Annotated in this window: 9 protein-coding genes; 7 read left to right on the plus strand and 2 right to left on the minus strand. The window is 71.8% G+C overall.

Going from position 1 to position 13601, the window contains the following annotated elements:
- Nucleotides 1-575 precede the first annotated feature (575 nt).
- The 6 genes from BL253_RS18025 to clpB all read left to right on the plus strand — a co-directional run bounded on the left by BL253_RS18025 (nt 576) and on the right by clpB (nt 10246).
- Nucleotides 576-1805 carry a nuclease-related domain-containing protein gene (locus BL253_RS18025; RefSeq protein WP_076818322.1) on the plus strand — a complete coding sequence of 410 codons (1230 nt, stop codon included), beginning with the start codon at nt 576-578 and terminating at the stop codon, nt 1803-1805.
- A gap of 621 nt (nt 1806-2426) precedes the next feature.
- Complete coding sequence (dnaK, locus tag BL253_RS18030) at nt 2427-4265, plus strand: molecular chaperone DnaK (protein WP_076818288.1); 1839 nt, start codon at nt 2427-2429, stop codon at nt 4263-4265.
- Nucleotides 4262-5011, plus strand: a complete 750-nt coding sequence (gene grpE, locus BL253_RS18035; RefSeq protein ID WP_076818289.1) for a nucleotide exchange factor GrpE — start codon at nt 4262-4264, stop codon at nt 5009-5011. The genes dnaK and grpE overlap by 4 nt, the downstream gene beginning before the upstream one ends.
- 162 nt (nt 5012-5173) lie before the next feature.
- A complete protein-coding gene (gene dnaJ, locus BL253_RS18040) occupies nt 5174-6343 on the plus strand; it encodes a molecular chaperone DnaJ (protein ID WP_076818290.1) in 1170 nt (389 codons plus the stop codon).
- 133 nt (nt 6344-6476) lie between these two features.
- Nucleotides 6477-7142: a heat shock protein transcriptional repressor HspR gene (locus BL253_RS44770; RefSeq protein WP_076818291.1), complete on the plus strand. Its 666-nt coding sequence runs from the start codon at nt 6477-6479 to the stop codon at nt 7140-7142.
- A 449-nt stretch (nt 7143-7591) separates the two neighbouring features.
- Complete coding sequence (clpB, locus tag BL253_RS18050; protein WP_076818292.1) at nt 7592-10246, plus strand: ATP-dependent chaperone ClpB; 2655 nt, start codon at nt 7592-7594, stop codon at nt 10244-10246.
- A 189-nt stretch (nt 10247-10435) separates the two neighbouring features.
- On the opposite strand, the gene BL253_RS18055 is transcribed toward clpB, so the two are convergent.
- On the minus strand, nt 10436-11278 hold the full coding sequence (locus BL253_RS18055) for a hypothetical protein (RefSeq protein WP_131831515.1): 843 nt from the start codon (nt 11276-11278) through the stop codon (nt 10436-10438).
- Between the two features lie 238 nt (nt 11279-11516).
- Between BL253_RS18055 and BL253_RS18060 the strand changes: the two genes are divergently transcribed.
- A complete protein-coding gene (locus BL253_RS18060) occupies nt 11517-12596 on the plus strand; it encodes a pseudouridine-5'-phosphate glycosidase (protein ID WP_076818294.1) in 1080 nt (359 codons plus the stop codon).
- Between the two features lie 167 nt (nt 12597-12763).
- Here BL253_RS18060 and BL253_RS18065 read toward each other — a convergent pair whose 3' ends face one another.
- On the minus strand, nt 12764-13525 hold the full coding sequence (locus tag BL253_RS18065) for a hypothetical protein (RefSeq protein WP_076818295.1): 762 nt from the start codon (nt 13523-13525) through the stop codon (nt 12764-12766).
- Nucleotides 13526-13601: the final 76 nt, after the last annotated feature.

Raw genomic sequence — 13601 nt, forward strand, 5'->3', positions numbered from 1 at the left:
CCACCCCTCGGCCCGCTGCTACGCTCGGTGGCACAGAAGTCCCGAAATCAGCACTCTCTGCACTGACCGTCCCACCCTGGCCACGTGGCGCGTCTGACCGTCAACGGCACCGGGCCGTCGGCGTGCGGGCCGCCGGGTCGTGGTCCGCCGTGAACCGGGGCCAGTCGCCCACGGTCGCGGCTCGCGCGACGCCGCGCCCTCGGAGCGCCTGCCGGATCAGCGATCTGGTAGGTCCGGGTCAGCATCGGGGCGGCGGCGACTCAGGGAGAGGCTGCGATTCAGGGAGGGAACGGGGCCATGGTCGCTGACCGGTGCCAAGCTGGCCGGCAGCCAGCCGGCACGACCGCCGGCCCTGGTGGCGATAGCCTTCGGCGCGGCGACACCTCGACTCTTGGCGCACCTTGTTCCTGCCAGATGAGGCTTGTGCGCGCAGTTCCACGGGCCGCAAGATGAACCACGCCAGCGGCGTGCTGTTCGGCTGCGTGCTGCCCGGCCATGTGGTGCCGGGCGCCGACGCGCGTTCCAACTCCGTTGAACACCCCTGCTGAACACCCCTGCGAACCACGGTGGGCACGATGGCGACGATCACCAGGGCGGCGACGGCGAACACGACCGGGCGCCCCGGTCAGTTCCTCTATTCCGAATATCGACGTGCCCGCGAGCATCGGGCACTGGTGCGGCGCGACCGGCTCGGCCGGGTCCTGCCGCGCTCGCTGGCCAAATCCGTACCGGTCGCCCTGCTGGTCAGCCTGGTGTTGGCGTTCGGCGTCGGCCTGCCCGGTGGCTTCGCGTTCGGCGTCTTCGTACTGATCGTCCTCGGATGGAGCGCGGTCATCGTCCTGTCCGCRTTCGGCGGTGACAGCGAGAGCGAGTCTCTGCGCCTGAGCGCCGAGGCGGAACGCAAGACGGCACGGGCCCTTGCCCGGCTGCGCCGGCACGGCTGGGTGGTCATGCACGACATGCGGGTGCCAAGCGCCGACGCGGTCGTCGGCCACCTGCTCGTCGGCCCCGCCGGTGTGCTGATCCTCGGCAGCGAGGCCGGCAAGGGCGTCGTCCGGTACACCAAGAAGATCGCCAGCATCGACGGCGATCCGCTCACCGGGGCGATCGAACGGGCGTCCTTCCTCGCCGAGCAGATMAAGACCGAGCTGCGCGCCGAGGTCCCGCTGGTGAAGATCCCGGTGCACCCGGTCCTGGTGATGGCCGAGGCCGACGTGCTGTGGAAGGACGGCGCGGTCAACGGGGTCACGATCATCAGCATCCGCTCGATCGTCGACTGGGCCCGTGGCCGGCCGCGCCGGCTCAACCCGGCCGAGGTCAAGCAGGTCGTGGCGGCCGCGCRCACGCTGTTCCCCGCGTTCATCGACAACGGGTCCATCGAGCAGGTCACGCTGCACCGCGACCAGTGGCTGATGCTGATGGACACGCTGCACACCATCCGGGAACGCGACGGCGACGCCTCCGACCTGCTCGACCGGCTGGCCTCACTGGAGGCGCAGTTGTCCCGCCAGGCCGACGGCTTCACCAGGACTGGTATCGCCCCTGGCGGGGACGAGCTCGACGGCGGCCTGAGCCTGCTCGACGACGACTCCGGCGCGTACGACATCGGTATCAGCACCACCGACGACACCTCGTCCCCGCGCCCCCACGCCACCGAGCAGTCGGACGGGATCGTCTCGCCGCTGCGGTCCGCCAGGCGAGCCCGTACCCCCCGGCCACCCACCGGCCGGCGAAGCCTCGCCACCGTCCGTCCCGAGCAGGAGCCGCCCGCTCCTCAGAAGGGCTCGGACACCACCAAGGGGTAGGCCAGTCTCGGCCCTGGGTCCTCGGGCTCCGGACTCCCAGCGGTCCGGAGCCCCTCAGCGATCCGGTCTCCCAGCGGTCCGGACTCCCAGCGGTCCGGACTCCCAGCGATCCGGACTCCCAGCGATCCGGACTCTCATCGGTCCAGGGCTCTGAGCCCTACGACGGCGCGCGGCCACTCCGGCCGCGCGCCGTCGCGCGTCTGGCGGGCCGGGTCCGCCAGGTCGGCGGGCCGGGAAGAGAAGTCGACTCCGTAAGGTTGAGCCGATATGACTCAGCTTCGACGAGCTATTCTGGCTACGCCGATCCTGAGTCATCTACACTCAACCCACCTGACCCGAGTGGCTCACCGTGTTAGCTGACACCCAGTCGGCTTCGACGGCCGCGGCTCCCAACCGGGCGCGGCTCCGGGCCCTCGCCGCGGGCGGCTCGACCGCCCGAGGCACCCGGCGTCGGGCCACGCCCGGTCAGGGACTCGGCCGCCCAAGGGCCTCGTCCGCGGAYGGCAAGTACAACAGCACACTTAACGGCGGCTCCGCACACGGCACGACCTCCGAGATCGTCTTTTCTGATCCGGCAGGAACTCCGTGCGGCGGTGCCATCAGATCGAGAGGCACACAGACATGGCACGAGCGGTCGGTATCGACCTCGGCACCACGAACTCCGTCGTGAGCGTGCTTGAGGGTGGTGAGCCAACGGTCATCGCGAACGCCGAGGGCTCGCGCACGACCCCGTCGGTCRTGGCCTTCGCGAAGAACGGCGAGGTCCTGGTCGGCGAGGTCGCCAAGCGGCAGGCGGTCACGAACGTTGAGCGCACCATCCGGTCGGTCAAGCGCCACATGGGCACCAGCTGGAAGATGAAGGTCGACACCAAGGACTTCACGCCCCAGCAGATCAGCGCCTTCATCCTGCAGAAGCTCAAGCGGGACGCCGAGGCCTACCTCGGCGACACCATCACCGACGCGGTCATCACCGTCCCGGCGTACTTCGACGACGCCCAGCGGCAGGCGACCAAGGAGGCGGGCGAGATCGCCGGCCTCAACGTCATGCGGATCGTGAACGAGCCGACCGCGGCCGCCCTCGCCTACGGTCTGGACAAGGGCGAGAAGGAGCAGACGATCCTGGTCTTCGACCTCGGCGGCGGCACGTTCGACGTGTCCCTGCTGGAGATCGGCGACGGCGTCGTGGAGGTCAAGGCCACCCACGGCGACACCCACCTCGGCGGTGACGACTGGGACCAGCGGGTCACCGACCACCTGATCAAGACCTTCCAGGGCCAGCACGGCGTCGACCTCGGCAAGGACAAGATGGCCCTGCAGCGGCTGCGCGAGGCCGCGGAGAAGGCCAAGATCGAGCTGTCGCAGTCGACGCAGACCTCGATCAACCTGCCCTACATCACCGCTTCGGCCGAGGGCCCGCTGCACCTGGACCTGACGCTGACCCGGGCCGAGTTCCAGCGGATGACCCAGGACCTGATCGATCGCTGCAAGATCCCGTTCCAGCAGGCGGTCAAGGACGCCGGGATCAAGGTCAGCCAGATCGACCACGTCGTGCTCGTCGGCGGCTCCACCCGGATGCCGGCCGTCGTCGACGTCGTCCGCGAGCTGACCGGCGGCAAGGAGCCGAACAAGGGCGTCAACCCGGACGAGGYCGTCGCCGTCGGCGCCAGCCTGCAGGCCGGCGTGCTCAAGGGCGAGGTCAAGGACGTCCTGCTGCTCGACGTCACCCCGCTGTCGCTTGGGATCGAGACCAAGGGCGGCATCATGACCAAGCTGATCGAGCGCAACACCRCGATCCCGACGAAGCGCTCGGAGATCTTCACGACGGCCGAGGACAGCCAGCCGTCCGTGCAGATCCAGGTCTTCCAGGGCGAGCGCGAGATGGCGGTCTACAACAAGAAGCTCGGCATGTTCGAGCTCACCGGCCTGCCGCCGGCGCCGCGCAACGTGCCGCAGATCGAGGTCACCTTCGACATCGACGCGAACGGCATCGTGCACGTCTCGGCGAAGGACCTCGGCACCGGCAAGGAGCAGTCGATGACGATCACCGGCGGCTCCGCGCTGCCGAAGGACGACATCGAGACGATGATCCGCGACGCCGAGCAGTACGCGGAGGAGGACCGCGCCCGCCGCGAGGAGGCCGAGACCCGCAACCAGGGTGAGTCGCTGGTCTACTCGACCGAGCGGTTCCTGGCCGAGAACGGTGACAAGATCGACGCCACCATCAAGACCGACGTCGAGGAGAAGCTGGCGACGCTGCGCGGGGCCGTCGCGGGCACCGACATCGCCGCGATCCGGACGGCGACCGAGGAGCTCGGCAAGGCCAGCACCGCGATGGGCCAGTCGATGTACGAGCAGGCCCAGGCGAGCGGGGCGGCCGGCGGCCCGTCGGCGGCCGGCGCGCCGGCGGCCGACGACGACGTGGTGGACGCCGAGATCGTCGACGAGGAGGGCAAGCAGTGAGCTCTGCCCACGACGCGGGCCGGGCCTCGGGCCGAGACGAGGAGCCTCCTGTCGTGGTCCGGGACCGTCGGCGCATCGACCCCAACAGCGGGGAGATCCGTCCCCAGGCGGCGGGCACGGGCGGCGCGGGCACCGGTCCCTCAGCGGCGGCCTCCGCCGCCGGCGGGGCTGGCACGCCCGGTCCGGACGCCGAGACCCTGGCGCTGGTCGACTCGTTGAACGCCGCGGTGCGGGAGCGCACCGCGGACCTGCAGCGGCTGAAGGCCGAATACGACAACTACCGGCGCCGCGTGGAGCGGGACCGCCAGCTGATCGCCGAGCAGGCGACCGGCCGGGTGCTCGGCGCGATACTGCCCACCCTCGACGACATCGGTCGCGCCCGTGACCACGGCGATCTGGAGGGGCCCTTCAAGGCGGTGGCCGAGTCGCTCGAGACCGCGCTGGAGGGGGTCGGGCTGGAGCGGTTCGGCGCCGCCGGCGACGAGTTCGACCCGCTGCAGCACGAGGCGCTGATGCACTCGTACCGCGGCGACGTGAGCTCGCCGACCTGCGTCGAGGTCTTCCGGGCCGGCTACTCGTACGGCGGCCGGGTCCTGCGGGTGGCACAGGTCGCCGTGGCCGAGCCGGTCGACGAACCCGAGACGCCGGCCGAGCCGGCGGCCGCGGACGCGGCGGACGCGCCGCCACCTGACGACACGGGCAGCGTTCCGGGTCCGGGGGGCGGCGGCCCCAGCGTTGACAGGTGAGAGAGATCGGGCAGCCCGCGCCCTCGGCCTCTCCGGAGCCCCGGGGTTCCCGCCGGACCGGCCACGCCGGTCCGGCGGGTCTGCCGGTAGGTACAGGTCGGGCGTGGGGCGTCCGACGACGGGGCGCCCCGCGCCCCGTCTCATGAAGAGAGGAGGGGCGCCGTGAGTGTTCGCGACATGGTCGAGAAGGACTACTACGCCGCTCTCGGCGTTCCCAAGGACGCGCCGGCTGCGGACATCAAGAAGGCGTACCGCAAGCTCGCCCGCGAGCTGCACCCGGACAAGAACCCGGGAGACGCCAAGGCCGAGGCGCGCTTCAAGGAGATCTCCGAAGCCTACGACGTCCTCTCCGACGAGCGCCGCCGCCGCGAGTACGACGAGGCCAGGGCACTGTTCCAGTCCGGCCGTTTCCCCGGCGGCTCAGGCGGCCCCAACCCGGGCGGCTCCGGCTTCGGCGGCTCGGGTGGCTTCGGCGGCCCCGGCGGCTTCGGCGCCCAGGGCGGGGTGAACCTCGACGACCTGCTCGGCGGCTTCGGCGACATGTTCCAGCGGTCCTCGCAGGGCCGCGGGCCGCGCCGGGGCACCGACATCGAGGCCGAGGTCACGATCTCGTTCGAGAAGTCGTTGACCGGCCTGGAGGCGACGGTCCGCATCCCGGGCGCCGCGACCTGCGCGACCTGCAACGGTGTCGGCTCCCGGCCGGGGACGATGCCGCGGACCTGCCCGGTCTGCCGCGGGCTCGGCGTGATCTCCCGCTCGCAGGGCGGGTTCGCGCTCTCCGAGCCGTGCCGGGAGTGCCGGGGCGTCGGCCAGATCATCGAACACCCGTGCCCGGACTGCCACGGCAGTGGACGTCGGGCCCGGGAGCAGCGGATCCGGATCCCCGCCGGCGTCGCCGACGCCCAGCGGCTGAAGGTCCGGGGTCGCGGCAGCCCGGGCGAGCGCGGCGGCAGCCCGGGCGACCTCGAGGTGACCGTGCACGTCCAGCCCCATCCGGTCTTCGGCCGCGAGGGCCCGAACCTGACCATCACGCTGCCGATCACCTTCTCCGAGGCGACGCTGGGGGCGTCGGTCAAGGTGCCCACGCTGGACGGCGCGCCGCTGACCGTGAAGGTGCCGCCCGGCACCTCCAGCGGGCGGCGGCTGCGGGCCAAGGGACGCGGCGTGCCGAAGACGGACGGCGGTCACGGCGACCTGATCGTCACCGTCGAGGTGACGGTCCCGAAGCCCAGCGATCTGTCCCCGAAGGCCAGGACCGCTCTGCAGGAGTTCGCGCTGGCACACCCCGGTGACCCGCGTGAGGCCCTTCTCGAGCAGTTCGGCCAGATCTGACCGGCGGCCGAGCAGGCCGCGACGCATGGGTGGTGCCCACGGGGGTGGGCACGGCCAGGTGATTTTTGCCAGTCCCCGGGGGAGGCACTTCGGTCGACGGCGCCCGTCGACCAGGGGGAAGTGAGGCAGGCAGATGAACTCACGAGCGCACCGCACCTCCGACCCGCCGACGCCCGGTGTCCCTGGACACCACGCGACCGGCGGGGACGAGACCGGCACGGACGGCCCTGGCGCGGCCGGCCGCCGGGGCGGCAGGGGTGCCGGGCGTCAACGCTTCCACGGTGGTACCGCTGCCCATGGCGGACCGCGGTCCGGCTCGGTATCCGGTGGCCCACCGACAGACCGCGTGGCCGCCGAGCGGCCGCCCTATCCGCTGGCGGGCATTCCCGGCCCGGCGCACGACGACGRCGCGCCGGTGTACGTGATCTCGATCGCGGCCGAGCTCGCGGGCATGCACCCGCAGACGCTGCGGTCCTACGACCGGCTCGGCCTGGTCACTCCGGGACGGACCGCCGGGCGCGGCCGGCGCTACTCCGCACGCGATGTCGCGCTGCTGCGCGAGGTCCAGCGGCTCTCCCAGGAGGAGGGCGTCAACCTGGAGGGCATTCGCCAGATCCTCCGGCTCGGCTCCCAGGTGCTCGCGTTGCAGGCCGAGGTCCGCCAGCTACACGAGGAACTGGCGAAGACGCGGATCGAGGCCGACCGCCGCGTCGCGGAGGCGCACGCCAGCCACCGCCGCGACCTGGTCCCGGTGGACCGCGGCGCGATCGTCGTCTGGCGCCCCGGCCCCCGCCGCTAGGCCGCATCAGATCACTGGTCATTCCCGCCAGCGGAACACCAGCTCACTCCACAACGTTGAGCCGGGTAGAGTCAAGTATGTTTAGTAAACAACACGCCGGACATACGAGTGCCAACGTACGGTGACGCGAGGCGACAGGTGACCAGGCGAGCGCGGAGGCATGCCTCCGCGGAGGCCTGACCCACGAGCGAAGCGACGTGGCCCCAGTCGGATGGCTCGGATTGGGCTGGGCGAGGTGCGACGGCGGGTGACCGTGCTGGGCGCGGAGGCCCGGCCACGGGGCGAGGCGAAGTGGCCTGCGGATGGGCTGGGCTTGGATTTGGTGACGTGCAGCGGCGGGTGACCGTGAGCGGAGGAGGACGGCGCGCGGAGGTCCCGTGGGAGCGAAGCGAGTACGGGGCCGTAGCGCGCCGCCCGCACGGAGCGAACCAGAGACACAGGAGAAACAGATGAACGCTGACCGGCTGACCGCCCGCTCCCAGGAGGCGCTGTCCTCCGCCATCGCCCGTGCCACCGGCGACGGTTCGCCGCTCGTCGACCCGCTGCATCTGCTCACCGCGCTGCTCGCACAGCAGGACGGCGTCGCGAGCGCGCTGGTCGCCGCGGCCGACGCGCCCGTCGACACGGTCCGCCAGCGAGCCGAGAGCGCGGTCAGCCGGCTGCCGCACGCCACCGGCGCGAGCGTCTCGCCCCCGCAGCTGTCCCGCCAGCTGATCACCGTGCTCGACAACGCCGAGCGTCAGGCCGCCCGCCTGGGCGACGAGTACACCTCGGTCGAGCACCTGGTGGTCGCGCTGGCGGAGGAGGGCGGTGAGGCGGGGCGTGTTCTCGTCTCCGCCGGGGCCACGGCCGACACGCTGCGCGGCGCCGTCGAGAAGGTCCGCGGCGGCGCCCGCCGGGTGACCAGCCGCGACCCGGAGGGCTCCTACCGCGCCCTGGAGAAGTACTCCCTGGACCTGACCGAGCGCGCCCGCGCCGGCAAACTCGACCCGGTCGTCGGCCGGGACGCCGAGATCCGCCGGGTCATCCAGGTGCTCTCGCGGCGGACCAAGAACAACCCGGTGCTCATCGGCGAGCCGGGCGTCGGCAAGACCGCGATCGTCGAGGGCCTCGCGCTGCGCGTGGTCGCCGGCGACGTGCCCGAGTCGCTGCGCGGCCGGCGGATCGTCTCGCTCGACCTGAGCTCGATGGTGGCCGGCTCGAAGCTGCGCGGCGAGTTCGAGGAGCGGCTGACGTCGGTTCTCAACGAGATCCGCGAGGCCGAGGGCCAGATCATCACCTTCATCGACGAGCTGCACACCGTCGTGGGCGCCGGCGCCGCCGAGGGGTCGATGGACGCCGGCAACATGCTCAAGCCCATGCTCGCCCGCGGCGAGCTGCGCATGATCGGTGCGACCACCCTCGACGAGTACCGCACCCGGATCGAGAAGGACCCGGCGCTGGAGCGCCGCTTCCAGCCGGTCCTGGTGGGTGAGCCGTCGGTGGAGGACACCATCGGCATCCTGCGCGGCCTCAAGGAGCGTTACGAGGTCCACCACGGAGTGCGGATCACGGACGCCGCCGTGGTCGCCGCCGCCGCCCTGTCCGACCGGTACGTCACCGCGCGCTTCCTGCCGGACAAGGCGATCGACCTGGTCGACGAGGCCGCGTCCCGGCTTCGGATGGAGCTCGACAGCCGGCCGGTCGCCATCGACGAGCTCGAGCGGGCGGTGCGCCGCCTCGAGATCGAGGAGATGGCGCTGACCAAGGAGAGTGACGACGCCTCCAAGGCCCGGCTCGACCGGCTGCGCCGCGAGCTGAGCGGCAAGAAGGAGGAGCTCTCCGCGCTGACCTCCCGCTGGCAGCGGGAGAAGAACGCCATCGGCGAGGTGCAGAAGGTCAAGGAGGAGCTGGAGAACGCCCGGCGGGAGACCGAGATCGCCGAGCGCGACCTCGACCTCGCGCGTGCCGGCGAGCTGCGGTACGGCACCATCCCGGCGCTGGAGAAGCGGCTCGCGGAGGCCACCGGGGCGCTGGGTGGAAAGACGGACGGCGCTGGGACCGGCGCGGCGGGCAGCGAGCCGATGCTCAACGAGGAGGTCGGGCCGGACGACGTCGCGGAGGTGGTCGCGAGCTGGACCGGCATCCCCGCCGGCCGGATGCTCGAGGGCGAGACGGCCAAGCTGCTGCGGATGGAGGACGAGCTGCACGCCCGGGTGATCGGGCAGGACGCCGCCGTGCGGGCCGTCTCGGACGCGGTGCGCCGCGCCCGTGCCGGCATCTCCGACCCGGACCGGCCGACCGGCTCGTTCCTGTTCCTCGGCCCGACGGGCGTCGGCAAGACCGAGCTCGCGAAGGCGCTCGCGGACTTCCTGTTCGACGACGACCGCGCGGTGGTGCGCATCGACATGTCGGAGTACGCCGAGAAGCACTCGGTGGCCCGGCTGATCGGCGCTCCGCCCKGCTACGTCGGCTTCGAGTCCGGCGGCCAACTGACCGAGGCGATCCGGCGCCGGCCGTACAGCGTGATCCTGCTCGACGAGGTCGAGAAGGCCCATCCGGACGTCTTCGACGTGCTGCTGCAGGTACTCGACGACGGCCGGCTGACCGACGGCCAGGGCCGCACCGTCGACTTCCGCAACACGATCCTCGTGCTCACGTCCAACCTGGGCTCGCAGTACATCGCCGACCCGACGCTGTCACCGGAGACCAGGGCGAACATGGTCCAGATGGCGGTGCGCGAGGCGTTCAAGCCGGAGTTCGTCAACCGGCTCGACGCGGTGCTCATCTTCGACCAGCTCGACAAGGAGAACCTCACCAGGATCGTCGACCTGCAGCTCGACCGGCTGCGCAGGCGGCTGACCGACCGGCGGATCACGCTGACGGTCAGCGACGCCGCCAAGGGCTGGCTCGCGGACGAGGGCAACGACCCCGTCTACGGCGCCCGCCCGCTGCGCCGGCTGGTGCAGACCGCGATCGGCGATCAGCTGGCGCGCGAGCTGCTGGGCGGCCAGGTGCACGACGGCGACGAGGTCGTCGTCGACGTGGCCGCCGACGGCCGTGGCCTGACGGTCCACCCGGCGGTCACGACGGGAGCGTCCGGAACGTCCGGAAAGACTCTCTGACCGGGCAGGCCCGGTCGCGGGCTGGCCCGAGACGGCCGCGGGCCGGTGGGACGACGCTGTCCCACCGGCCCGTGAGCGTCGGCGTCGTTGCCGGCGCAGGTCCACCATCACCCGCGTCATTCCCCGCGTCGCGTCGCCCCGCGCCACCCCGCGTCGTCGCCGGGTAGCTTGATCGCCGGGTACCGCGCCCTATTGCTGGGCGACCTTCTGCTCCACCTGCGACGTCAGGGCGGTCAGGGTGGTCTCGTCGATCGGCTCGAACGGGTTCACGACGAAGATCGCGGTCTCCACGCGACCGGTGAAAATGATCACCATGTCGCAGTACATCATGATCTCCTGGCCGTCCGAATAGGTGTCCAGGACGATCTGGAYACGGTCGGTCGCTCCGGCCGGTGGCTGCGCGGTCTGCGTGTGCGTCAGGGTCGCCGCGAAGTCGTCCGAGTCCGTCTCGTCGACGAGCGCCTTGCCCCAGCAGCCCGGGAACAGGTCGTTCCGGATGAGCTCGCGGTGCGCGGCGACGGTGTCGACCGCCGCGAACACCGAGGCGAACGAGCGGATGTTCGTGCCGACCTCGTCGTCGGTGAACACCGGGCCGTTGGCGTGATCGGTGGCGACCGGGCCGAGATCGGCCTGGGTCAGCTGGAGGCACTCGGCGACCGGGCCGCCGACGATCGAGTTCTCACCCTGGTCGGGGTCCGGCTCCATCGTGTAGCCGCTGGTCGCCGGGCCCGCGCCGAGAGCGAAGTCGGCCGCGCGCAGCGGAGCCCGCGACGGCGTGGCGGCGGCCGTCGGCACCGCGCTGGCGGACGCGCCGGCGCTGGCCGGGGTGACCACCGAGGGATCGCCGCCCTGGCACGCGGCCAGGGTGGTCGCGAGCACCGCCGCGGCGGCGGTCAGCGCGACCGGAATAAAACGCCGCCCCTTACGGTGGCGGCCACTCATAACCGCTGTGTTCATGCCATTAAAGGTAATGGCGTCGACGAGAAAACCGACCCTTTTCTGTTGTCGCTCGCCCGACGCCGGTGTCAGCACCTGGACATGGCCGTCCGCCCTTCGCCATGAATTGATTGATCGTCGAGATTCGGCAGGTCAGGGCGCGGGAGCCGGTTTTCCTCCTACCTCCCGAAGCCAATACCTGGAAGAAATTCGGCGACCCGACAATGGTGCCACCACGAATACCCGGCACCAGTCACCACGAGTTCGACGCGGTCCCCCGCCAGTATCGGCCGTCCGGGGTGCTTCCACCGGAACCAGCCACTATGGTCGGGCCATGCCCGCTATCAAGGTGTCCGCCGAGGTACAGGACGCGCTCGCCGACGGACGGGCGGTGGTGGCGCTGGAGTCGACGCTGCTCGCGCATGGGCTCCCGGCGCCGCGGAACCGGGAGGTCGGCGGCGAGCTGGAGGAGCTGGTCCGCGCGGGCGGGGCGGTACCGGCGACCGTCGCCGTGCTCGACGGCGTACCGACCGTCGGGCTCGACACCGCCGGCCTGGAGCGGATCACCGCCGACGGGTCCGAGGTGCTGAAACTGTCGGTGCGTGACCTCGCCCCGGCGGGCGCCCTCGGACGGACGGGCGCGACCACGGTCGCCTCGACGGCCTGGCTCGCGGCGCGGGTCGGGGTCAGGGTGTTCGCGACCGGCGGCCTCGGCGGGGTGCACCGCGCCGCGGGCGCCGAGGCCGGCGGCGACCAGGCCGGTGGCCGTGACGCCGGCGAGGGCGCCGGTCACAACGCCGGCGGGGGCGAGGCTGGTGGGAGATCGGGCAAGGCCCTCGGCCGATCGGCGGGGGCCGGCGACGACGGGCCGCCCAACGGGCTTGGCGCCGTCAGCTACGACGAGTCAGCGGACCTGCCGACGCTGGCCGCGACCCCGATCACCGTCGTCTGCGCCGGGGTGAAGTCCATCCTGGACGTCGGCGCGACCCTGGAACGGCTGGAGACGCTGGGCGTCACCGTTCTCGGCTGGCGGACGGACGACTTCCCCGGCTTCTACCTACCAAGCTCCGGCCACCCACTGGACTGGCGGGTCGACGACGCCGAACAGGTGAGCGCCGTGATGGCCGCCGCCGACCGGCTAGGCGCGTCAAGCGCGGTCGTGGTCGCGAACCCGGTCGCCGAGGCCGACGCGCTGGACCGCGAGCTGCATGACCGGGTACTCACCGACGCGCTCGCCGCGGCGGGACGCGCCGGGCTGCGCGGCAAGGCCGTCACCCCATTCCTGCTCTCCGCGTTCCACCGCGAGACGGCGGGCAGGAGCCTCGAGGTCAACCTCTCGGTGGTCCGCGGCAACGTCCGGGTCGCCACCGAGCTCGCGACCGCCTGGGCCAGGCAGCGCGAAAACGCCGCCTAGTGCCGCCCTTACCAGGGTTCGCCCCGTTCCGGCATTACCTTGATCGCCGATGTGGCCCTCCAGTGGCCGTGATTGAGCGCGTGGTGACAACCGCAGGGCTGAACGACGATCATGGCCACAGTCGAGGCGGACGCCCGCGAGGGTGGGCGCAGCTCTGGCCGGTCGCGTCAGCCCTGCCGGTCAATCTTGTCGACGACCTGGGCGACGGCGAGCGCGACCCGGCTCTGGTCCGGCCGAAGGTAGCTCAGCACGTGGATTGCCGTCCCCACCCTGTTCTTTCCGGTGTAATACACGTCGTAGTGGAACTCGACCCTTCCGCCTTCGCGCCGCGCCAGATCCTCCGCCTTCGCTCGGAAGACGATCGAGGCACTGCCCAGGATGCCGGGCAACTCGGGCCCCGTGCCAGCCGAGACGATCTCCATGGAGGGCCTCCTGGCGCGCTGCACCGCCAGGTAGGACTCGGCGATACACCGGGGGAAACGCGGGTCGCGCAGGACCTTCAGGTCCCGGTCGAACGTGCCCGCCGGGGCGACCGAGGCGATCGACAGGCCCGTGGTGGTGTCCGTCAGCCGGGGGCCGTAGGCCGTGTCGGTGGTGGTGGCGTCCGACAGGTCGGCGTCCGCGATTCCCAGGCACCTGGCCAGGTCGCCCTCCGGCGGCTGCCCGTAGTCGTCCTCGGATTTGGGCTCCGAGACGAAGCCGGGCGTGTCCGGCCCGGCGGTCAGCACGAAGTTGACGGCGTGCAGGCCGGGCCCGGCCCCCGCCTCGGTCGATGCGGTTGACGACGGAGGCGCGGAGCCTCCGGCCCGCGGCGTGGCGTCGTCACCGAGCGAACTCAGGCTTTCGCCCGCGCACCCGGCCAGGACGAGGGGAACGATCAACGCGACAATGAGGCCGCCGCCGCGCCGCGCGCGTCCCGAAGGTCGCATCCCTGCCGCTCCAGACACGGCGCACCCACCTATCTCTGGCCGAGCTTGGCCGCCAGCTGGGCCGCGGCCACGCTGA

The organism is Pseudofrankia asymbiotica, assembly GCF_001983105.1.
GTDB classification, from domain to species: Bacteria; Actinomycetota; Actinomycetes; order Frankiales; family Frankiaceae; genus Pseudofrankia; species Pseudofrankia asymbiotica.